Source organism: Isoptericola sp. S6320L (assembly GCF_023015685.1).
GTDB lineage: Bacteria > Actinomycetota > Actinomycetes > Actinomycetales > Cellulomonadaceae > Isoptericola > Isoptericola halotolerans_A.
On the sequence record NZ_JALKAT010000009.1, the window covers coordinates 84197 to 105562 of the forward strand.

General features: G+C 72.3%; 22 protein-coding genes. 17 read left to right on the top strand and 5 right to left on the bottom strand.

The features are described from left to right. Positions 1-47: 47 nt before the first annotated feature. Positions 48-767, bottom strand: coding sequence for an O-methyltransferase (locus MWU57_RS07535; RefSeq protein ID WP_246908472.1), 720 nt, complete (start codon positions 765-767; stop codon positions 48-50). Between the two features lie 15 nt (positions 768-782). Here MWU57_RS07535 and sigE point away from each other — a divergent pair, with 15 nt between their 5' ends. The 7 genes from sigE (at position 783) to MWU57_RS07570 (ending at position 6842) form a co-directional block, all read left to right on the top strand. Further along, the gene (gene sigE, locus MWU57_RS07540; protein ID WP_207767687.1) at positions 783-1358 is read left to right on the top strand and encodes an RNA polymerase sigma factor SigE; all 576 of its coding nucleotides are present in this window, start codon (positions 783-785) and stop codon (positions 1356-1358) included. Beyond that, the gene (locus tag MWU57_RS07545) at positions 1355-2245 is read left to right on the top strand and encodes a zf-HC2 domain-containing protein (RefSeq protein WP_246908474.1); all 891 of its coding nucleotides are present in this window, start codon (positions 1355-1357) and stop codon (positions 2243-2245) included. The genes sigE and MWU57_RS07545 overlap by 4 nt, the downstream gene beginning before the upstream one ends. After that, positions 2242-3624 carry a S1C family serine protease gene (locus tag MWU57_RS07550; protein WP_246908477.1) on the top strand — a complete coding sequence of 461 codons (1383 nt, stop codon included), beginning with the start codon at positions 2242-2244 and terminating at the stop codon, positions 3622-3624. Before MWU57_RS07545 ends, MWU57_RS07550 begins: the two co-directional genes overlap by 4 nt. A 42-nt stretch (positions 3625-3666) precedes the next feature. Continuing rightward, positions 3667-4065 (top strand): twin-arginine translocase TatA/TatE family subunit, encoded by a 399-nt coding sequence (locus MWU57_RS07555; protein WP_106266784.1) that lies wholly within the window; start codon positions 3667-3669, stop codon positions 4063-4065. A 73-nt stretch (positions 4066-4138) separates the two neighbouring features. Continuing rightward, positions 4139-5191: a tryptophan--tRNA ligase gene (gene trpS, locus MWU57_RS07560; RefSeq protein ID WP_246908479.1), complete on the top strand. Its 1053-nt coding sequence runs from the start codon at positions 4139-4141 to the stop codon at positions 5189-5191. Further along, positions 5188-5748 carry a 2'-5' RNA ligase family protein gene (locus MWU57_RS07565; protein WP_246908482.1) on the top strand — a complete coding sequence of 187 codons (561 nt, stop codon included), beginning with the start codon at positions 5188-5190 and terminating at the stop codon, positions 5746-5748. Before trpS ends, MWU57_RS07565 begins: the two co-directional genes overlap by 4 nt. Before the next feature lie 53 nt (positions 5749-5801). Further along, positions 5802-6842, top strand: coding sequence for a YihY/virulence factor BrkB family protein (locus MWU57_RS07570; RefSeq protein ID WP_246908485.1), 1041 nt, complete (start codon positions 5802-5804; stop codon positions 6840-6842). Between the two features lie 165 nt (positions 6843-7007). On the opposite strand, the gene MWU57_RS07575 is transcribed toward MWU57_RS07570, so the two are convergent. The 4 genes from MWU57_RS07575 to sdhC are packed head-to-tail and all read right to left on the bottom strand — an operon-like array spanning position 7008 to position 10504. Further along, positions 7008-7778: a succinate dehydrogenase iron-sulfur subunit gene (locus MWU57_RS07575; RefSeq protein WP_246908488.1), complete on the bottom strand. Its 771-nt coding sequence runs from the start codon at positions 7776-7778 to the stop codon at positions 7008-7010. Further along, on the bottom strand, positions 7778-9613 hold the full coding sequence (sdhA, locus tag MWU57_RS07580) for a succinate dehydrogenase flavoprotein subunit (RefSeq protein WP_106266774.1): 1836 nt from the start codon (positions 9611-9613) through the stop codon (positions 7778-7780). The genes MWU57_RS07575 and sdhA overlap by 1 nt, the downstream gene beginning before the upstream one ends. Positions 9614-9671: 58 nt before the next feature. Beyond that, positions 9672-10124 (bottom strand): succinate dehydrogenase hydrophobic membrane anchor subunit, encoded by a 453-nt coding sequence (locus MWU57_RS07585; protein ID WP_106266772.1) that lies wholly within the window; start codon positions 10122-10124, stop codon positions 9672-9674. Further along, entirely contained in the window at positions 10124-10504 is a 381-nt protein-coding gene (sdhC, locus tag MWU57_RS07590; RefSeq protein WP_106266770.1) for a succinate dehydrogenase, cytochrome b556 subunit, read from the bottom strand. Before sdhC ends, MWU57_RS07585 begins: the two co-directional genes overlap by 1 nt. Before the next feature lie 169 nt (positions 10505-10673). Here sdhC and MWU57_RS07595 point away from each other — a divergent pair, with 169 nt between their 5' ends. The 10 genes from MWU57_RS07595 (at position 10674) to MWU57_RS07640 (ending at position 21354) form a co-directional block, all read left to right on the top strand. Next, positions 10674-11792 carry a mannose-1-phosphate guanylyltransferase gene (locus MWU57_RS07595; RefSeq protein ID WP_106266769.1) on the top strand — a complete coding sequence of 373 codons (1119 nt, stop codon included), beginning with the start codon at positions 10674-10676 and terminating at the stop codon, positions 11790-11792. Then, positions 11789-13006 (top strand): amidohydrolase, encoded by a 1218-nt coding sequence (locus tag MWU57_RS07600; protein ID WP_106266767.1) that lies wholly within the window; start codon positions 11789-11791, stop codon positions 13004-13006. The genes MWU57_RS07595 and MWU57_RS07600 overlap by 4 nt, the downstream gene beginning before the upstream one ends. Before the next feature lie 122 nt (positions 13007-13128). Continuing rightward, positions 13129-14223: a BMP family protein gene (locus MWU57_RS07605; protein ID WP_246908490.1), complete on the top strand. Its 1095-nt coding sequence runs from the start codon at positions 13129-13131 to the stop codon at positions 14221-14223. Between the two features lie 114 nt (positions 14224-14337). Further along, on the top strand, positions 14338-15861 hold the full coding sequence (locus MWU57_RS07610; protein WP_246908492.1) for an ABC transporter ATP-binding protein: 1524 nt from the start codon (positions 14338-14340) through the stop codon (positions 15859-15861). After that, positions 15858-17219, top strand: coding sequence for an ABC transporter permease (locus MWU57_RS07615; RefSeq protein WP_374108534.1), 1362 nt, complete (start codon positions 15858-15860; stop codon positions 17217-17219). The genes MWU57_RS07610 and MWU57_RS07615 overlap by 4 nt, the downstream gene beginning before the upstream one ends. Beyond that, positions 17216-18511: an ABC transporter permease gene (locus tag MWU57_RS07620; protein ID WP_106266760.1), complete on the top strand. Its 1296-nt coding sequence runs from the start codon at positions 17216-17218 to the stop codon at positions 18509-18511. Before MWU57_RS07615 ends, MWU57_RS07620 begins: the two co-directional genes overlap by 4 nt. Before the next feature lie 3 nt (positions 18512-18514). Beyond that, complete coding sequence (locus tag MWU57_RS07625; protein ID WP_106266759.1) at positions 18515-18919, top strand: cytidine deaminase; 405 nt, start codon at positions 18515-18517, stop codon at positions 18917-18919. Beyond that, the gene (locus MWU57_RS07630) at positions 18916-20211 is read left to right on the top strand and encodes a thymidine phosphorylase (protein ID WP_246908494.1); all 1296 of its coding nucleotides are present in this window, start codon (positions 18916-18918) and stop codon (positions 20209-20211) included. Before MWU57_RS07625 ends, MWU57_RS07630 begins: the two co-directional genes overlap by 4 nt. 19 nt (positions 20212-20230) lie before the next feature. After that, on the top strand, positions 20231-21121 hold the full coding sequence (locus tag MWU57_RS07635) for a hypothetical protein (RefSeq protein WP_246908496.1): 891 nt from the start codon (positions 20231-20233) through the stop codon (positions 21119-21121). After that, a complete protein-coding gene (locus tag MWU57_RS07640; RefSeq protein ID WP_246908498.1) occupies positions 21118-21354 on the top strand; it encodes a hypothetical protein in 237 nt (78 codons plus the stop codon). Before MWU57_RS07635 ends, MWU57_RS07640 begins: the two co-directional genes overlap by 4 nt. The last annotated feature ends 12 nt before the right edge of the window (positions 21355-21366 follow it).

Below are 21366 nucleotides of genomic sequence, written 5' to 3' on the forward strand. Positions count from 1 at the left end.
GGAGCAGACACCTGCTCCGCGCCCGTCGTCGTGCCGCGGCCCGGCTGCTACCGGCGCACGGCCAGCAGGGTGCCCTCGCCGACCGGGACGATCGCCGGGGCGAGGCGCTCGTCGTCGCGCACCGCGTGGGCGAGGCGCCGGACGAGCGTGGTCGTCTCGTCGCGCCGGTCGGGATCTGCGACGCGCCCGCCCAGCAGGGCGTCCACCACGACGAGGACCCCGCCGGGCCGGAGGAGGCGCACCGCAGCCTCCACGTAGTCGGCGTAGGCCGGGGGATCGGTCGCCACCAGCACCAGGTCGTAGGCGCCGTCGGACAACCGGGGCAGGACGTCGAGGGGCGGCCGGACGATGGTCCGGGTGCGGTGCACCGGGACGCCCTCCTCGGCGAACGCCACCTTGGCGGCACGCTGGTGCTCGGACTCCGGGTCGATCGTGGTCAGCACGCCGTCCGGCGCCATGCCGCGCAGCAGCCAGAGCGCGGCCACCCCGGCGCCGGTGCCGATCTCGACGACGGCGCGGGCCCGGAGGGCCGCGGCCACCACCCGCAGGAGCGCTCCCGTGCCGGGGGAGACGGTGGCGCAGCCCAGCTCCGCGGCCCGTTCGCGGGCGCGCAGGAGCGTCACGTCCTCGGCGAGGTACGTCTCGCTGAAGGCCCAGGCGGCCGTCGGGTCGTCCTGGGCACCGACCCCGGTGGTGATGGCGGCCCCCTCGGATTGCTGCGCTGCGATCGTACGTGGGAACCTCCCAGGGCGCTCACACGTTCGCATGGGACCATGGCCGTGATGACCGAGACCGCTGACCGTACCGACCCTGCAGCGCCCGACCCTGCCGCGGGCTGGGTACCTCCGTCGTGGGACCAGATCGTCCGCGAGCACTCCGCACGCGTGTACCGGCTGGCGTACCGCCTCACCGGCGACAAGCAGGACGCCGAGGACCTGACGCAGGAGACGTTCCTGCGCGTCTTCCGCTCCCTGTCCAGCTACACGCCGGGCACGTTCGAGGGCTGGTTGCACCGCATCACCACGAACCTGTTCCTCGACCAGGTCCGGCGCAAGAAGCGCATCCGGTTCGAGGCCATGGGCGAGGACGCCTCGCGCGTCGAGGCCACCGACGACCGCGCGCGGCCGGAGCGCGGGTTCGAGCACACCCACCTCGACAACGACGTGCAGGCGGCGCTGGACGCCCTGCGGCCGGAGTACCGTGCCGCGGTCGTCCTGTGCGACATCGAGGGCCTCAGCTACGAGGAGATCGCGGTGACGCTCGGCATCAAGATCGGCACGGTCCGGTCCCGCATCCACCGTGCGCGGGCCCAGCTCCGCGACGCGCTCGAGCACCGACGCGCCGAGGTGGTGCGATGAGCGGTCACCTCGGGGACCGGGTGAGCGCCCTCGCCGACGGCCAGCTCGGCCCGGCCGAGACGGACCGGGCGCTCTGCCACGTCGCGGCCTGCCGTCTGTGCGCGGCCGAGCTGGAGGCGGCGCGGGCGGCCCGCCGCCGGCTGTCGCAGGCCTGCGACGTGGCACCGACGCCGGAGCTCACCGCACGGCTGCTCGCCCTGTCCGCGTCCATCCCGTCGACGGACCACGACCCGCTGCGCGCCCCCGACCGGGACACCACGTGGCAGACGCCGGAGGCGTGGCGGACCACCCTCACCGGCGACATCGCCGGCTCGGCACGGCGGCGCCGTCGTCGTCGGCTGGTCCTCGTGGGGGCCGGCGGTGCGGGCGTGCTGGGCTGCGCCCTGTTCGTGCTGGGGCAGGCTCCCGTCGTCTCGCCCGAGACGTCCCGCGCGGCGGCGCTGAGCATGCTCGCCGGGACGGACGAGGTGTCGACGAGCGTGACCGACGCCGTCGCGCCGGACGAGTCGTACGTCGCGCCCGGCGCCCTGCCGGCCGGCTACGAACTCACCGACGTCCGGACCGACGGCGAGGTCGTCGAGATCCACCTGGCGGGACCCGAGGGCCCCGTGGTGGTCCGCGAGCGACCCGGTCGACTCGCCGACGTGGTCCGGTCCGACGTGCGCCTGGACGTCCCCGGACGGGACGACGTGCACGTGCTGATGCGGGACCCGTGGCACGTCGCGTGGCAGGCGGGCGACATGGTCGTCGAGGCGACGACCGACGCCCCCCACGACGTCCTGGTCGACGTGGTCGCCGCGTTCCCCGACGATGCCTACGATGCGGGGGTCGTACCCCGGATCACCCGCGGCTGGACCACCGTGACAGGAGCACTCACCCGCCCATGACGCACCAGGACCCCTCGGACCTCTTCGCGGCGCCCGAGCCGCCGGCGCGGCGGCCGGACCCGGCGCCGGTGCAGGTGCCTCCGACCCCGGCCCCGTCGCCGACCCCGGGCCCGACGTCGCCCTCGGCGCCGCGTGGCGCACGCACCGAGCCGTCCCCTCCGGGGCCGGCCGGGCCGCCGTCGGAGGGACCGCCATCGGAGGAATCGCCGTCGGAGGGATCGCCGTCCGGGGAGCCCGCGCCGACGGGCGCGGGGACGCCGGACCCGCCGCGCGCTCGCCTCGGCGGAGCGCGTGTCGCCGGGATCCTCGTCCTCGCCCTGCTGGTCGGGCTCCTGGGCGGGTTCGCGGGCGACCGGATCTCCGGGGCCGGCTCCGACGGCGACCCGTCCGCACGGCTGCCGGCCGCGACGGGCAGCGCCGAGGCCGCGGCAGGGTTCGACCGGCCGGAGGGTTCCCTCGCCTCGACCGCCGCGGACGTCCTGCCGTCGGTCGTGTCGTTCGAGGTCACCGGTGCCGACGACAGCGTCTCCAGCGGCTCGGGGTTCGTGCTGCGGGCGGACGGCTACGTCCTGACCAACGACCACGTCGTGGCGGCGGGGACCGGCGGCGGTGAGGTCGTCGTCGTCCTGGCCGACGGCAGCGAGCACGAGGGCGAGGTGGTCGGCCGGACCTCGGACTACGACCTGGCCGTGGTGAAGATCGACGCCGACGGGCTCACGCCGCTCGCGCTGGGTGACTCGGACGACGTCGTGGTCGGCGACGAGGTGCTGGCCGTCGGGGCGCCGCTCGGTCTCGACTCGACCGTCACCGCCGGCATCGTCAGCGCGCTGCACCGGCCCGTGCAGGCCGGGGACCAGGCGACGACGGCGTTCATCGACGCGATCCAGACCGACGCCGCGATCAACCCCGGCAACTCGGGCGGTCCGCTCGTCAACGCGGCCGGCGAGGTCATCGGGATCAACTCGGCGATCGCGCAGCCGCCGGGCGCCATGCAGGCGACCGGCAGCATCGGGCTCGGCTTCGCCATCCCGGCGAACCAGGTGCGCACCACCGCCGAGCAGCTCATCGAGTCCGGCCAGGCCACCTATCCCGTCATCGGGGTGCTGCTGGACTCGAGCTACACGGGTGAGGGCGTCAAGGTCGCCGAGGAGGCGCAGCAGGGGAACGCACCGGTGACCGACGGGGGCCCGGCGGACGTGGCCGGGATCCGGGCCGGCGACATCATCCTGGAGATCGACGGCCGCCCCGTGGCGCAGAGCGACGAGCTCATCGTGGCGATCCGGGCCAGCCAGCCCGGCGACGCCGTGACGTTGCGGGTCCGCAGCGGCGACGACGAGCGGGACGTCCGCGTCGTGCTGCAGGAGCGCCCGAGCGAGTGAGCGGGTACCGGACGCGTTCGAGCGCGGGCTAGGCTGTCGGGCGTGGGATTCTTCGGGATCAACGGCGGCGAGCTCGTCGTCATCATCGTGCTCGCTCTGGTGCTCATCGGCCCCGAGCGCCTGCCGCACTACGCCGGCCAGCTCGGCACGCTCGTGCGCCAGGGCAAGGCCGCCCTGCAGGGTGCCAAGGAGCGCATCGACGACGAGTTCGGCGACGAGCTCAAGGACGTCGACTGGCAGAAGCTCGACCCGCGGCAGTACGACCCGCGCCGCATCGTGAAGGAGGCCCTCCTCGACGACGAGCCGGCGCCCCGCACCACGCGCCGCACGGCCGGCTACGCCGGCACGGGCAGCGCGGCGGCCACGGCGGCAGGGGTCGGCGCCGCGCCGTCGAGGACGGCTGCGGCGGAGCCCGCGCCGTTCGACGACGAGGCCACATGAGAAGGACCGACCACCGCCCACCGACGTCCCGCGCGTTTCCGACCGCCCCGTCCGACCTGTCAGAATGAGCCCCATGTCCGACTCCACCGTCCCGGGCGCGCCTGTGGCGCCCCGGCCCCGCATCCTGTCCGGCATGCAGCCCACCGACTCCTCGCTGCACCTGGGAAACTACCTCGGCGCGCTGACGCAGTGGGTCGCGCTCCAGGAGGACCACGACGCGCTGTACTGCGTCGTGGACCTGCACGCGCTGACGGTCAACCCGGACCCGGTCGCCCTGCGTGAGCGCACCCGTGCCACGGCGGCCCAGTACCTCGCCGGAGGGGTCGACCCGGCACGGTCGACACTCTTCGTGCAGTCGCACGTTCCCGAGCACACCGAGCTCGCCTGGCTCCTGAGCTGCCAGACCGGGTTCGGCGAGGCGAGCCGGATGACGCAGTTCAAGGACAAGTCGGCCAAGCAGGGTACCGAGGGCACCACCGTGGGTCTGTTCACCTACCCGGTGCTCATGGCGGCCGACATCCTCGTCTACGACGCGAACCTGGTGCCGGTCGGCGAGGACCAGCGTCAGCACCTCGAGCTGACGCGCGACATCGCCGAGCGGCTCAACGCACGGTTCGGCGCCGGGACCTCCGTGGTGCCGGACCCGTACATCGTCACCGCCACGGCGAAGATCCAGGACCTGCAGAACCCGGCCGCCAAGATGTCGAAGTCCAACGCCGGCGGCAAGGGCGTCATCTGGCTGCTCGAGAACCCGCGGAAGGCCGCCAAGGCGATCAAGTCCGCGGTGACCGATGCCGACGAGTCCTACGCTGTCTACTTCGACCGGGAGAAGAAGCCGGGCATCTCCAACCTGCTGACCATCTTCTCCGCCGTCACCGGACGCGCGATCGACGACATCGCGGCCGAGTACGACGGGCGCGGCTACGGCTACCTCAAGGTCGACCTGGCGGACGCCGTCGTGGCCTTCCTCGAGCCGTTCCAGGAGCGCGCGAACACCTACCTGGCCGACCCGGCGCAGCTCGACAAGGTGCTCGACGACGGCGCGGCACGGGCCCGCGAGATCGCCGGCGGTGTCCGGGACCGGTACTTCGACCGGTTCGGGCTCCTGCCGCGAGGCAACCGGTGAACCTGCCCCCCCGAGGCCCCGACCAGGTGCGGATCGGGATCGCCATCGCGATCCCCGAGCCGTACGCCACGCAGCTGCAGGAGGCGCGCGCCGACGTCGGCGACCCGCTCGCCGCGGCGATCCCGCCGCACATCACGGTGATCGGCCCGACCGTCGTCGACTCGTCGGTCCTGCCGGCCGTCTGCGAGCACCTGGAGAAGATCGCCGGCGAGACGCCGCCGTTCCGAATCCACCTGCGTGGCACGGCCACGTTCCGCCCCATCTCGCCGGTCGTGTTCGTCGCTCTCGCGGAGGGCATCGCGGAGTGCGAGCTGCTCGAGGAACAGGCCCGGTCGGGGGTGCTCGCGCAGGATCTCCGGTTCAACTACCACCCGCACGTGACCGTCGCGCACGAGGTGCCCGACGAGGCGCTCGACCGGGCGTTCCGCGACATGAGCGCGTTCGAGGCGGTCTTCGCCGTCTCCGCCGTCTGGATGTACGAGCACGGGGACGACGGCGTGTGGCGACCGCAGCGGTCCTTCGCCCTCCGGGGGAGCCCGGCCGCCGGCCACGCATGACCGCCCTGCCTGACCGACCTGCCGACCGCGGGACGGCTCGATAGGGTCGGGGCGTGCCCGACAGACTCGCCCGCCTCCGTGACCTGGTGGTCGGCCTCGTCCAGTGGGCGTTCGACCTGCGTTCCGTCCGTGCCGTCAAGTGGTACCTGGCGCGCCGCGGGAATCTGCTCTGCGGCGGGATCGCCTACTCGGCGCTGTTCTCTCTGGGTGCGGCCCTCACCATCGGGGTCAGTGCCTTCTCGGCCACCCTCGGGAGCCGTCCGGAGCTGAAGGACCAGGTCTTCAAGGAGATCGACGCGTGGGTGCCGGGGCTGCTCAAGGAGGACCCGAGCGACCCGGACGATCCCGGCCTCGTCGATCCCGCGTCGCTCGTGCTGGACTCGGCGTGGAGCTGGACCACTGCCGTCGCCGCGGTGGTCTTCCTGTGGACGGCGATCAGCGTGATGGGTGCGCTCCGGCACTCGGTGCGTTCGATGTTCGACGCCCCGGTGGTCGGAGTGAACTTCGTCCTGTCCAAGGTGTGGCAGCTCGTCGGGTTCCTGCTCCTCGGCGTGATGCTGGTGACCACCGCCGCGGCGAGCATCGTCTCCCAGACGGTCAGGGGGCAGATCACCCGCTGGTTCGGTGACTCGATCGTGCTGGGCTGGACGCTCAGCCTTGGCTCCTATGCCGTGAGTCTTGTGCTGGACGCGGTGCTGGTCTACCTGATCGTCCGCATCGTCGCGCAGGTGCGCCCGCGCCGCACGAGGGACCTCGTCCTGGGATGTCTGATCGCGGGCCTGGCCACGAGCGCTCTGCGCCTGGTCGGGACGTCGTTGGTGTCGGCCACCGCGTCGCGGAACGCCATCCTGGCGTCGTTCGTGACGCTCGCCGCGGTGCTGGTGCTCGTCAACTTCGTCGCCCGGGTCCTGTTGCTGGTGTGCGCGTGGGTGTACGACCCTCCGCGGCTGGACGAGATCGAGCGGGCAGAGCAGGCGGTCGCCGCGATGCAGCGGGAGGCCGAGATCGAACGGCAGGTGCACCGGGGCCGCGGGAGCGGGCGGCCGTACAGTCCCGTCGTTCGAGGCGTGCGACGAGGACTCTACGACTACTGAGGGCCGCTACCTGGCGCGGTCGTGCGCTACCTCGCGCCTTCGCCGGGACGGACGACGAAGCGGGGCCGAAGGTGTCCTGCACGGTCGTCATCCCCGAAGTGGAGGGCGCGCAGCGCCCGTGAACGCGACCGTGCAGGGCACCTTCGGCCCCGCTGGACGAACAGCTCAGAAGGCGCGGGTGATCATCGCCCGCTTGACCTCCTGGATCGCCTTGGTGACCTCGATGCCGCGCGGGCAGGCCTCGGTGCAGTTGAAGGTCGTGCGGCAGCGCCACACGCCCTCCTTGTCGTTGAGGATCTCCAGGCGCTGGGTGGCACCCTCGTCGCGCGAGTCGAAGATGAACCGGTGCGCGTTGACGATCGCGGCCGGGCCGAAGTACTGGCCGTCCGTCCAGAACACCGGGCACGACGACGTGCACGCGGCGCACAGGATGCACTTGGTGGTGTCGTCGAACCGGTCACGGTCGGCCTGCGACTGGATGTTCTCGCGGCTGGGCTCGTTCCCGGAGGTGATGAGGAACGGCATGATCTCGCGGTAGGAGGCGAAGAACGGCTCCATGTCGACCACGAGGTCCTTCACCACGGGCAGGCCCTTGATGGGCTCGACCGTGATCGGCTTGTCCGGGTTGACGTCCTTGAGGAGCGTCTTGCAGGCCAGCCGGTTGCGACCGTTGATGCGCATGGCGTCCGAGCCGCACACACCGTGGGCGCACGAGCGGCGGAACGTCAGGGAACCGTCCAGCTCCCACTTGATCTTGTGCAGGGCGTCCAGCACGCGGTCGGTCCCGTGCGCCGTGACGGTGTGCTCCTCCCAGACGGCCTCCTCGGAGACCTCCGGGTTGAACCGGCGGATCTTCAGCGTGACCTCGAAGGACGCGACGGCTCCGGCCTGCCCGTCCTGGGCGGATTCCGTGGTGTTTTCCAGAACAGCAGTCATCAGTACTTCCGCTCCATCGGCTCGTAGCGCGTCTGGGTGACGGTCTTGGACCCCAGGACCACCTTGTAGTCCCCGAAGTCCTCGACGTGGTCGAAGTAGCCCTCGACGTGCCCGTCGGCGGCGTCGGGAGCCGACGTCGGACGGCGGTACGCCATCGTGTGCAGCATGTAGTTGGTGTCGTCGCGGTCCGGGTAGTCCTCGCGGTAGTGGCCGCCGCGCGACTCGCGGCGGTTGAGCGCCGCGACCACCGTCACCTCGGCGATGTCGAGCAGGAAGCCCAGCTCGATCGCCTCGAGGAGGTCGGTGTTGAACAGGGTGCCCTTGTCCTGGACGGACACGTTCTTGTAGCGCTTCTGCAGGTCGCGGATGTCGGCCGCGGCCTGCTCGAGCGACTCGCGCGTGCGGAACACCTGGGCGTTGGCGTCCATGGTCTCCTGCAGCGCCTTGCGGACCTCGGCCACGCGCTCGCCCTCGGGGCGGTCACGCATCTCGCTGAGCTGCGCCTCGACGCGGGCGGCGGGGTTCTCCGGGATCGGCAGGTGCTGCTCCACCGTCTGGGCGTAGGCGGCGGCCGAGCGGCCGGAACGCTTGCCGAAGACGTTGATGTCGAGCAGCGAGTTGGTGCCGAGGCGGTTCGACCCGTGCACGGAGACGCAGGCGACCTCACCGGCGGCGTACAGGCCCTTGACGACGTTGTGGCCGTCGCGGAGCACCTCGCCCTTGATGTTGGTCGGCACGCCACCCATCGCGTAGTGCGCGGTGGGGTACACCGGCACCGGTTCGGTGTACGGCTCGATACCGAGGTAGGTGCGGGCGAACTCGGTGATGTCCGGCAGCTTGGCGTCGATGTGCGCCGGCTCCAGGTGCGTCAGGTCGAGCAGCACGTAGTCCTTGTTGGGACCGGCACCGCGGCCCTCGCGCACCTCGTTGGCCATGGACCGGGCGACGATGTCGCGCGGCGCCAGGTCCTTGATGGTGGGGGCGTAGCGCTCCATGAAGCGCTCGCCCTCGGAGTTGCGCAGGATGCCGCCCTCGCCGCGTGCGGCCTCCGAGAGCAGGATGCCCAGGCCCGCGAGGCCGGTGGGGTGGAACTGGAAGAACTCCATGTCCTCCAGCGGCAGACCGCGGCGGTAGGCCAGGGCCATCCCGTCGCCGGTGAGGGTGTGGGCGTTGGACGTCGTCTTGAAGATCTTGCCCGCGCCGCCCGTGGCGAAGATGATCGCCTTCGCCTGGAACACGTGGGTCTCGCCCGAGGCCAGGTCGTAGGCGACGACGCCGGTCGCGTTGACCTCCGCGCCGTCCTCGATGTCCTCGGTGGTGAGGTCGTGGTCGGTGAGCAGGTCCAGCACGTAGAACTCGTTGAAGAACTCCACGTCCTGCTTGACGCAGTTCTGGTACAGCGTCTGCAGGATCATGTGGCCGGTGCGGTCCGCGGCGTAGCAGGCGCGGCGCACCGCGGCCTCACCGTGGTTGCGGGTGTGGCCGCCGAAGCGGCGCTGGTCGATCCGGCCCTCCGGCGTGCGGTTGAACGGCAGGCCCATCCGCTCCAGGTCCAGCACGGCGTCGATGGCCTCCTTGGCCATGACCTCCGCGGCGTCCTGGTCGACGAGGTAGTCGCCGCCCTTGATGGTGTCGAAGGTGTGCCACTCCCAGTTGTCCTCCTCGACGTTCGCCAGGGCGGCGCACATGCCGCCCTGGGCGGCGCCGGTGTGGGAACGCGTGGGGTACAGCTTGGAGATGACCGCGGTGCGGGCCCCCTTCGAGGCCTCGAGCGCCGCGCGCATGCCGGCGCCGCCTGCGCCGACGATGACGACGTCGTACTGGTGGGTCTGCATCGGTTCCGATGCCTCCTGCGGCGAGTGGTGGATCAGCGGGCTGGGGGGATGCGCGGGCTCAGGCCGTGCAGAACGAGGCGAGCAGCTCGGCCGGGGCGTCCGTCGGGCACGGGTCGAACGTGAAGATGACCAGGGTGCCGAGCACGACGGTGAACGTGAAGGCCACCAGGAGCAGGCTCTTGAGGATCCCGCGCGTGACGTCCCGCTCGGCGTAGTCGTTGATGATGGTGCGCACGCCGTTGGTGCCGTGGATCATGGCGAGCCACAGCATGGCCAGGTCCCACATCTGCCAGAACGGGCTGGCCCACTTGCCGCCCACGAAGGCGAAGTCGATCGCCTTGACGCCGTCGCCGACCATGAGGTTGACGAACAGGTGGCCGAAGACGAGGACGACCAGCAGCACGCCCGAGGCCCGCATGAAGACCCACGAGTACAGCTCGTAGTTGCCGCGGGTGGTCTTGCGCCGCGCGTACGGGGATCGCGGGGTGGGGATCGCGGTCTGGGTGCTCATCAGTGGCCTCCGAAGACGTTCATCAGGTGGCGGGGCAGGAACCCGGCCATGGTCACGACGAACAGGCCGAGGACGACCCACAGCATGACCCGCTGGTACCGGGGGCCCTTGGCCCAGAAGTCGACCAGCGCCACGCGGATGCCGTTGAAGGCGTGGAAGACGATGGCGGCCACCAGGCCGGCCTCGCCGAGCCCCATGATCGGCGTCTGGTACGTGCCGATGACGGCGTTGTACGCCTCGGGGGAGACCCGCACGAGCGCCGTGTCGAGGACGTGGACGAGCAGGAAGAAGAAGATGAGCACGCCGGTCACGCGGTGCGCGACCCACGACCACATGCCTTCGCGGCCGCGGTAGAGCGTGCCAGCGGGAGCAGTCGGCACGGGGGAGCCTCCATTGGCGGATTCGGGCGGGGTTACGTGAAGTCACTGTAGTGACACCGGGTCGCGATCGGGTCACGGAGTTTCCGAAAACGGCGTCTCTGTGCGGTTTCTGTGACACATTCCACAGCCTTCGTGTCGGCCGGCGGGAACCCGTCACTATGCTGCGAGCATGCCTTCGTCTGCCATTCCCGGTTTCCGCGCCGTCGTCCCGGCGGGAGGGTCCGGCACCCGGCTGTGGCCGGTCTCCCGTGCCGACCGCCCGAAGTTCCTGCACGACCTCACGGGATCCGGGCGGACGCTGCTGCAGGCGACCGCCGACCGGCTGGCCCCGCTCGCCGGTGACGACGGGATCCTCGTCGTCACCGGCGAGCGGCACGTCGCGGCGGTGCGCGAGCAGCTGCCGGGCGTGGGGGCGGACCAGGTGCTGCCGGAGCCGAGCCCGCGGGACTCGATGGCGGCGATCGGCCTGGCCGCGGCCGTGCTGGAACGTCGGGTGGGCGACGTGGTGCTCGGCTCCTTCGCGGCGGACCAGGTCGTGACCGGGCGGGCGGACTTCGAGCGGTCGGTCCACGAGGCGGTCGAGGCGGCCCGGGCGGGGTATGTCACGACCGTCGGCATCGCCGCGTCCCGCCCGTCGACCGCGTTCGGCTACGTGCACGGCGGGAGCCCGCTCGACGTGGCGGGCGCCCCGAGCGCGGTGCACGTGCGCGGCTTCACCGAGAAGCCGGACGCCGCGACGGCACGCGAGTACCTGGCCTCGGGGGAGTACCGGTGGAACGCCGGGATCTTCGTGGCGTCCACGAGCGTGCTGCTCGGCCACCTCGCCGACCAGCGCCCGGCCCTGCACGACGGGCTGCGTCGCGTCGCCGACGCCTGGGACACCCCCGAGCGCGCCCGGGTCCTCGCCGAGGTGTGGCCCGGCCTGGAGAAGATCGCCATCGACCACGCCGTGGCCGAGCCGGTGGCCGCGGCGGGCGGTGTCGCGATGGTGCCCGGCACGTTCGGCTGGGACGACGTCGGCGACTTCAACTCGCTCGCCGCGCTGCTGCCGGCCGACGACGACTCCGGGTCGAAGGTCCTCGGCGACGGCGCGGACGTGGTCCGGGTCCAGAGCGCCGGGTCGGTCGTGGTCCCGGCGAGCGGGCGCACGGTGACGCTGCTCGGCATCGACGACGTGGTCGTGGTCGACACCCCCGACGCGCTCCTGGTGACCACCCGGGCGCGTGCCCAGCAGGTGCGGCGCATGGTCGACGCGGTGCGGGACCACGGTCGCGAGGACCTGCTGTGAGCGGCGACGTCGGCACGGCGGCCGGGCGTCTCGACGCCGTGGTGGCGGAGCTCGAGCCGGAGCTCGTCGCCGTGCGTCGCGACCTGCACGCGCACCCGGAGGTCTCCTGGGAGGAGGTCCGGACGACGGCGGTGCTCGCCGAGCGCCTGCGTGCGGCCGGCCTGCGGCCGCGGATGCTCGAGACCACGGGTCTGGTGTGCGACGTCGGTCCCGACGTCCCGGGGCGCGGCCGGGTGGCGCTGCGCGCCGATATCGACGCGCTGCCCCTGGACGACCTGTGCGGCTGCGACTTCGCCTCGACGGTCCCCGGCGTCGCCCACGCCTGCGGCCACGACGTGCACGCCGCCGTGGTCCTCGGGGCCGGGCTCGCGCTGGCCCGGCTGGACGCGGAGGGCCTCCTCGAGGTCGGTGCCCGCCTCATCTTCCAGCCGGCCGAGGAGACCATGCCCGGCGGGGCGCACGACGTCATCGCCCAGGGCGTGCTCGACGGCGTCGACCGGATCGCGGCGGTGCACGCCGAGCCGAAGCTCGACGTCGGACGGGTCGGGACGCGGATCGGCCCGATCACCTCGGCGTCCGACCTGGTGACGGTGACCCTGTCCTCGGGCGGCGGGCACACGTCCCGCCCGCACCTCACCGGTGACGTCGTCTACGCCCTCGGGCAGGTCGTCACGCAGGTGCCCGCCGTGCTGGGCCGCCGGCTCGACCCGCGCTCCGGGGTGAACCTCACGTGGGGCGCCGTGGAGGCGGGGCACGCGCACAACACGATCCCGATGTCGGGGGTCGCCAAGGGCACGCTGCGCTGCCTCGACGTGCGCGCCTGGGAGAAGGCCGGCCAGGTGCTGCTCGACGCCGTCGAGCAGGTCGTGGCCGCCTACGACGTCGACGTCAGCGTGCACCACGTCCGGGGAGTGCCACCGGTCGACAACGACGCCGACGTGACGGCTCGGCTCGAGGCGGCCGGCGCGGCGGTCCTGGGCGACGACGGCGTGGTCCTGACCGAGCAGTCGCTCGGCGGCGAGGACTTCGCGTGGTACCTGACGAAGGTGCCGGGCGCGATGGCCCGCCTCGGCACCGCGACGCCCGGCGAGCGCCGCTACGACATCCACCAGGGCGACCTGGTGGTCGACGAGCGCGCCATCGGGATCGGCGCCAGGTTGCTGGCACGTTTCGTCCTCGGTCCCCGGGTGTCCGCGGACGTACCGCTTCGATAACGACTCGGCCACGGGAGGCCCTCGCGGCGTCGGGGACCCCGAGCGGTGGTTAGGCTTGCCGTCTCTGATCGTGAGACGGGCGAGCGCCCGCGCTCACCCACCCTCATCGACAGGAGTGACAGGTGAAGAGAGCCATCCAGCTCACCGCCCTCGCAGGTGCCGCCGCGCTGACCCTCGCGGCGTGCGGCTCGGCCCCCGAGGAGACCACCGGGGAATCGACCGAGACCGCTGCGGCGGAGTCCGACTTCACGGCCTGCATCGTCTCGGACGAGGGCGGGTTCGACGACAAGAGCTTCAACCAGCTCAGCTACGAGGGCGCCAAGAAGGCCGCCGACGAGCTGGGCGCGGCGTTCCGCGAGGTCCAGTCGCAGTCGGAGACCGACTACGAGCCCAACGTGCAGTCGCTCGTGGACCAGGGCTGCAACGCCATCGTCGCCGTCGGGTTCGCGCTGTCGCCGGCCACGGTCGAGTCCGCGAACTCCAACCCGGAGACCGACTACATCCTGGTCGACGACGCCGCGGACAACGACTTCGACGGCGAGAAGGACGCGGAGAACGTCAAGCCGCTGCTCTACAACACGGCCGAGGCGGCGTTCCTGGCCGGCTACCTCTCGGCGGGCTACTCGGAGGCGGGCAAGGTCGGCACGTTCGGCGGCCAGCCGTTCCCGACCGTCACGATCTTCATGGACGGCTTCAAGCAGGGCGTGGAGCACTACAACGAGGTCAACGGCGCCGAGGTCGAGGTCATCGGCTACGAGGGCGGCGAGGACGGTGCCTTCACGGGTGGGTTCGCGGCCAACGAGACCGCGAAGACCACGGCCAAGAACATCCTGGACCAGGGTGTCGACGTGATCCTGCCCGTCGGTGGCCCGATCTACCAGTCCGCCATCGCCGCGATCGAGGACTCCGGCCGCGACGTCGCGCTCGTCGGCGTGGACGCCGACTTCTACGAGACGGACCCGACCACGCAGCCGTACGTGCTCACGTCGATCCTCAAGAAGATGGACGTCTCCACCTACGAGGCCGTGCTCTCCTCCGGCGAGGGCGCCTTCGACCCGGAGGCCTACGTCGGCACCCTCGAGAACGAGGGCGTGGGCCTGGCCCCGCTGCACGACTTCGAGGACAAGGTCGACCCGGCGCTCGTGACCGAGGTCGACGAGCTGCGTCAGCAGATCATCGACGGCGAGCTCGAGGTCACGTCCTACCTGGACCAGTGACCGCGTACTGAGTTCGACCGCCGTGGCGGCGGGGCACGGGGCCTTCCCCGTGTCCCGCCGCCACGTGCGGCCTAGGCTGACCAGGGGATCGTGAGGAAGGGTGGACGCACCGCGATGAGGCTCGAGCTGCGAGGCATCACCAAGCGCTTCGGTGCGCTGGTGGCCAACGACCACATCGACCTGGTGGTCGAGCCCGGGGAGATCCATTGCCTCCTCGGTGAGAACGGGGCGGGCAAGTCCACCCTGATGAACGTGCTCTACGGGCTCTACTCGGCCGACGAGGGCGAGATCGTCCTCGACGGCGAGGTCCAGCACTTCGCCGGTCCCGGGGACGCGATGGCGGCCGGCATCGGCATGGTCCACCAGCACTTCATGCTGGTGCCGGTGTTCACGGTCGCCGAGAACGTCATGCTCGGGCACGAGGAGACGCGGGGCGCGGGAGTGCTCGACCTGGAGTCGGCGCGTGCCACCGTGCGCGACACCGCCGCCCGCTTCGGCTTCCGCGTCGACCCCGACCAGCTCGTCGAGGACCTGCCCGTCGGCGTCCAGCAGCGCGTGGAGATCATCAAGGCGCTGAGCAGGGACGCGCGCGTCCTCGTCTTCGACGAGCCGACGGCGGTGCTCACCCCGCAGGAGACCGACGAGCTCATGATGATCATGCGCCAGCTCCGCGACGAGGGCACCGCGATCGTCTTCATCACCCACAAGCTCCGCGAGGTCCGCGAGGTCGCCGACCGCATCACCGTCGTCCGGCACGGCAAGGTCGTCGGCGAGGCGGAGCCCACGGCGTCCGACAACGAGCTCGCCGCCCTCATGGTCGGGCGCGCCGTCGAGCTGACGGTGCACAAGGAGCCCGCCCGCCCCCGCGACAACGCGCTGGAGGTGTCGGACCTCGTCGTCGCCCAGCCCGACGGCCAGGTCGTCGTCGACGGCGTCAGCTTCACCGTGCGCGGTGGTGAGGTGCTGGTCGTCGCCGGCGTCCAGGGCAACGGCCAGACCGAGCTCACCGAGGCGCTCCTGGGCCTCCAGGAGGACGTGACCGGTTCCGTGCAGCTGGACGGCGCGGAGCTGGTCGGACGGTCCGTGCGCCAGGTGCTGGACGCCGGGGTCGGGTTCGTGCCCGAGGACCGCAGCACCGACGGGCTGGTCGGCGAGTTCACCATCGCCGAGAACCTGGTGCTGGACCGGACCGACGGGCCGCCGTTCGTGCGTGCCGGGTCGCTGCAGCTGGCCGCCCGTGACGACTTCGCCCGCGAGAAGGTGCAGCAGTACGACGTGCGCACCACGGGCATCGATCTCCCGGTGGGGCGCCTCTCCGGCGGCAACCAGCAGAAGGTCGTCCTGGCTCGTGAGCTCTCGCGGGACCTGCGCCTGTTCGTCGCTGCGCAGCCCACGCGTGGCGTCGACGTCGGCTCCATCGAGTTCATCCACCAGCAGGTCGTGGCGACCCGGGACGCGGGCATCCCCGTCGTCGTGGTGTCCACCGAGCTGGACGAGGCCGTGGCGCTCGCCGACCGGATCATGGTCATGTATCGCGGCAAGGTGGTCGGCATCGTGCCTGCGGACACCCCCCGTGACGTGCTCGGCCTGATGATGGCCGGCATCGCGCCCGAGACCAGCGAAGGAGACGCCGCGTGAGCGACACGCCGAAGCGCTCGCCAGAGTCGTCCGAGGACCCCCTCGACGAGCAGCTCGAGCAGGTCGACCCGGCCACCGAGCCGGGGCTGGCCGAGGAGCTCCAGCAGGAGCGCGCCCGGGAGGTCGGGACGGTCGACCAGGAGCCGGACGACCGGTGGCAGGACGCCCTGCGCCGGATCGCCTCGGGCGGCTGGGCGGTCTCGCTCGGCGCCGTGCTCCTCGCGGTCCTCGCCGGGTCGCTGATGATCGTGGTGACCGACGAGGCCGTCCAGGACGCGGCCGGCTACTTCTTCTCGCGGCCGGCCGACACCTTCGCCGCGGTCGGGCAGGCCGTCGGAGGTGCGTACTCAGCCCTGTTCCAGGGCGCCGTCTACAACTTCCGGGCCGACACGTTCGCCGCCGGGATCAGGCCCCTGACCCAGACGCTCACCAACGCCACGCCGCTCATCGCGGCGGGGCTGGGCGTGGCCATCGCGTTCAAGGCGGGGCTGCTCAACATCGGTGGTCAGGGCCAGATGCTCATGGCGGCCAGCGCGGCCGGCTGGATCGGGTTCGGCGTGACCGGCCTGCCCTTCCCCCTGCACCTGATCGTGGCCGTCGTGGCGGGCATGCTCGCCGGTGCGCTGTGGGCGGGCATCGCAGGTCTGCTGAAGGCGCGGACCGGTGCCCACGAGGTCATCGTGACGATCATGCTCAACTACGTCGCCTACTACCTGTTGTCGTACTTCCTCGCGACGCCCGGGCTCATGCAGGCACCGGGCTCCGGGAACCCGCGGACGCCCCCGATGCAGGAGTCGGCCATCCTGCCGCCGCTCCTGGGTGAGCGCTACCCGTTGCACTGGGGCTTCGTCCTCGCGCTGGTGGCCGTCGCGGTCGTGTGGTGGATCCTCAACCGGTCGGCCGTGGGCTTCTCCTACCGCGCCGTCGGGGAGAACGCGCGAGCCGCCCGGGTGGCGGGCATCGACGTCTCCCGCGCGACCGTGTCGGTGATGCTGGTGGCGGGTGCGCTCGTCGGCCTGGCCGGCGTCTCGCAGGTGCTCGGCACCTCGACCACCGGGTTCGGTGCCGACATCGACGCCGGGATCGGCTTCGACGCCATCACCGTCGCCCTCCTCGGGAACTCCAACCCGATCGGCGTGCTGGGTGCCGGCATCCTCTTCGGTGCCTTCAAGGCCGGCGGTTCGGCCATGCAGGCCGCCGAGGGCATCCCGATCGAGATCGTGCTCGTGGTCCAGTCGCTGATCGTGCTGTTCATCGCCGCGCCGCCGCTGGTGCGGGCCATCTTCCGCCTGCCGCAGCCGGGCAAGGCCCCGAAGAAGAAGCGGCCGACGTCGGCCGCGAAGGAGGTGTCGGCATGACCGCCCCCGCCGTCGGTTCGGCTCCCGCCCAGCCGCAGGACGCTCCGCGCCGGGTCAGCACGGTCTCCCGGAAGACGACCGTCGCCCTGGGTGTGGTCCTGGCCCTCTACGCCGTGCTCCTGCTCCTCGTGCCGCACGAGGGCAGCGCGCGCTTCGCGCTGTCGACGCCGAGCGACTTCTTCCAGATCCCGGTCTACGTCGTCCCGGGGATGCTGACGGCCTGGCTGTGCGGCGCGGTCGCCGCCGTCCTGGTCGTGGTGTCCGCGGTGGCCACCCGCGCCCGGCGTCGGACGCCGACCTGGGTGGTCGGCCTGTACGCCGCGGCGCTGCTGATCGGGTTCCTCGCCTGGGCCGCGGCGGGCAGCCCGCGGGACCTGTCGGTGGTCGGGCTGCTGGGTGGTGCGCTGGTGCTGTCGGTGCCCCTGGTCTACGGCGCCATGACCGGTGTCATCGGCGAGCGCTCCGGCGTGATCAACATCGCCATCGAGTCCAACCTCCTGGCGGGGGCGTTCACCGCCGCGGTCGCCGGTTCGCTGACGAACAGCCCGTGGGTCGGGCTGATCGCGGCGATGGCAGCCTCGGCCCTCGTGTCCTTGGTCCTGGCGCTGTTCTCGATCACCTACCGCGTCAACCAGATCATCGTCGGTGTGGTGCTCAACGTGCTGGTCATCGGCCTGACGAGCTTCTTCTACTCGCTCGTGCTCGTGCCGAACACCGAGACCCTCAACGCCACGACGCGGTTCGAGCGCATCCCCATCCCGCTGCTGGACCGCATCCCCGTCATCGGGCCGGTCCTGTTCGACCAGACGATCGTCGTCTACCTCATGTACCTCATGGTCCCGGGCGTCTGGTTCGCGCTCTTCCGCACGCGGTGGGGTCTGCGCCTGCGGGCCGTCGGGGAGCACCCCCGTGCGGCGGACACCGTCGGCATCGGGGTGCTCCGCACCCGCTACCGGGCCCTGCTGGTCGCCGGCGCGATCGGTGGCATGGGCGGGGCCTTCTACACCGTGGTGTCCATCAACCAGTTCAACCGCGAGATGACAGCGGGAGCGGGCTTCATCGCGCTGGCCGCGATGATCTTCGGCAAGTGGAACCCGATCCGTGCGGCGCTGGCCGGCCTGCTGTTCGGGTTCGCGACCAACCTGCAGAACGTGCTCTCCGTGGTCGGCTCCCCGGTGCCGAGCCAGTTCATGCTGATGCTGCCCTACATCGTCACCCTGTTCGCCGTGGCGGGCCTGGTGGGCCGTTCGCGGCCGCCTGCAGCGCTCGCCAACGCGTACACCAAGGAGTAGCCGGTGGCCCCGCACGAGCTCGCCGTGGACTGGGACGCGCTGCGTGCCGCCGCCCTCGACGTCGCCCAGCGCGCCTACGTCCCGTACTCCGGGTACCCCGTCGGGGCGGCCGCGACGGCCGACGACGGCCGGCTGCTGGTGGGCTGCAACGTGGAGAACGCCGCGTACGGCGTGACGCTGTGCGCCGAGTGCTCGCTGGTCTCGGCGCTCGTCACGGGCGGTGGGGGACGGCTGACCGCCTTCACCTGCGTGACCGGCTCCGGTGAGCTGATCACCCCCTGCGGGCGGTGCCGGCAGCTCCTCTGGGAGCACGGCGGCCCCGACCTGCTCGTCGAGACGCCCCGCGGCGTCGTCACCATGTCCGACATGCTGCCGCAGGCGTTCGGACCGGAGGACCTGAACCGATGAACGAACCGTTCGACGCCGTCGACGTCATCCGTACCAAGCGCGACCGCACGCACCTGTCGTCCGCGCAGATCGACTGGGTGGTGGACGCGTACACCCGTGGCGTGGTCGCCGAGGAGCAGATGTCGGCGCTCGCCATGGCGATCCTGCTCAACGGCATGAGCCGGGGAGAGGTCGCCCGGTGGACGCAGGCGATGATCGCCTCGGGCGAGCGGATGGACTTCTCCGGTCTGTCGCGCCCGACGGCGGACAAGCACTCCACCGGCGGCGTGGGCGACAAGATCACCCTGCCGCTGGCGCCGCTCGTCGCGGTGTTCGGTGTGGCGGTGCCGCAGCTGTCCGGCCGCGGGCTGGGGCACACCGGGGGCACCCTCGACAAGCTCGAGTCCATCCCGGGCTGGCGTGCGGGGCTGGACAACGCCGAGATCCTCGCGCAGCTCGACGACGTCGGCGCCGTGATCTGTGCCGCCGGCGCGGGGCTCGCACCGGCCGACAAGAAGCTCTACGCCCTGCGTGACGTCACGGGGACGGTGGAGGCGATCCCCCTCATCGCGAGCTCCATCATGTCGAAGAAGATCGCCGAGGGCACGGGTGCGCTGGTGCTCGACGTCAAGGTCGGTTCCGGCGCCTTCATGAAGGACGCCGCCCAGGCGCGCGAGCTCGCCCGCACGATGGTCGAGCTCGGGACCGACGCCGGGGTGCGCACGGTCGCCCTGCTCACCGACATGTCCGTGCCGCTCGGACGGACCGCGGGCAACGCCCTGGAGGTGCGCGAGTCCGTCGAGGTCCTCGCCGGCGGCGGCCCGGCGGACGTGGTCGACCTGACCGTCGCCCTGGCCGTGGAGATGCTCGACGCCGCAGGGCGCCCCACGGCGGAGGAGGAGGTCCGCGCCGCGTTGCACGACGGTCGTGCGATGGACGTGTGGCGCCGCATGATCAGCGCCCAGGGCGGCGACCCGGACGCCGAGCTGCCGGTGGCCGCGCACACCGAGCAGGTCCGCGCGGACCGCACGGGCGTGCTGGCCGAGCTCGACGCCTACGCCGTGGGTGTCGCCGCGTGGCGCCTCGGCGCGGGTCGCTCGCGCAAGGAGGACCCCGTGCAGGCGGGTGCCGGCGTGGAGATCCACGTCCGTCCCGGCGAGCAGGTCGTCGCCGGCCAGGCCGTGATGACGCTGCACACCGACACCCCGGAGCGGTTCGGACGTGCCCGGGCGGCCCTCGACGGCGGCTGGCGGGTCGCGCCGTCGGGCACGTCGGTACCGCGTCGGCCGATCGTCCTCGACCGGATCCACTGACGCGGCGCACGCCATGCGGGTGCGGCACGACGCCCAGCGGCTGACCGACCTGCTCGAGGCCGTGGGGCTGTTCTGCGGCCCCGTGCCGCAGCTGTCCGTGGGCGCACCCCCCGCGCCGCGCGTCCCGTACCCCGTGGAGTCCGCGCTGCGCGACGCCGACCCGGCGGTGCGGGCGCGGGTGCTCGACCCGCTGGGACGGGACCGGGAGCCCCCGCGCCCCGGCCGGCCGGATCCGCTGCTCCTGCCCGAGCTGACCGGTGCCGCGCGACCGGGCGCGGGGCCCACGCCGCTCGCCCCCGAGGCGCGCCAGGTGGACGAGACCACGTGCGGTGCGGCGGTGCTCGTCATGCTCCGCCTCGCGGGCGACCCGGCGGCGGCGCTCGCCCTGGCCCGGGACCCGCGTGGTGCGGGGCCCGCGTTCGCCGCGCTGCAGCGCGCCACCCAGCTCCGCACCCGGCGGGTCTGGCCCCGGAGGCTGGGCACCCCGCCCTGGGGCGCGGCCCGCGCCGCTCAGTACGGCCCGTGGCGCTACACCCACCGGGTGGTCGGCAGCCGGGAACCGTCCGCGGGGCCGCGCGCCGTGCTGCGCGCGGCCGTCGACGCGGCGTCGGCCGGGATCCCCGTGCCGCTGTACAGCGGTGGGGACCTGGGTCACGGCGCGACGGCGGCGGTGCCGCGGCACGTGGTCCTGCTCACAGCCGTGCGGCAGACCGTCGTCGGCCCCACGGCCACGCTCTACGAGCCGTCCTCGGGCGCGCTGCACGCCGTGCCCGTCGACGCGCTGCGCGGTGCCGGCGGTGCCCCGCGGGCCCAGGCGAGCCGACGCCGGGCCCTGGGCGGCTGGCCCCACGTCGTCTGGGCGGTCCTGCCGAGCGAGGAGCGGCGGGAGGGGCCAGCATGGAGGGCATGAGCACGACACCCTCGGACGCCTGGCGCGACGCCGGCCTGGAAGCCCCGGACGACACCACCAACCTCGTCGAGGAGTCGGGCACGCCTCCTGCCACGCCCGAGCACGAGGAGGAGACCGACGAGTACCGCCCGGCGACACCGCGGCCCGACCTGGACGGGGAGGCCGCCGAGGCCGACGTCGCCGAGCAGGCGAGCATCGTCCCCGGCCCCGAGGACGACCCGGACTCCGTCTGACCGGTAGGTTGG